General features: G+C 78.4%; 1 pseudogene. It reads left to right on the top strand.

Features of this window, described 5'->3' with window-relative positions:
- Positions 1-232 (top strand): annotated as a pseudogene (locus ACQG3P_RS24820) (sulfurtransferase); the annotation flags it as partial.

Genomic DNA, 232 nt, shown 5'->3' with positions numbered 1-232 from the left:
CGGCGCGCGCCGCGGCGGCCGCACGGCGTGGCACCGGGCTGGTGGCGGGCGAGGGCATCAACCGGGGCCGGGCGGGCCCGGACGCCGGCCTCGACGGCTGCTACGCCGCGCTGCGCGCCGATCCGCGCTGCGAGGGGTTGCGGGTGATGACCAGCTCCAGCCGGATGCAGCCGGTCGCCCGGCTCGAGGCCAAGGTCAAGCCGGAGATCAGCCGCGTCCGCATCGACGACGG

It is taken from the genome of Stenotrophomonas sp. SrG, assembly GCF_050031795.1.
In the GTDB taxonomy this organism is placed as follows: Bacteria; Pseudomonadota; Gammaproteobacteria; order Xanthomonadales; family Xanthomonadaceae; genus Stenotrophomonas; species Stenotrophomonas rhizophila_A.
This window is presented reverse-complemented; position numbering and strand designations above follow the sequence as displayed.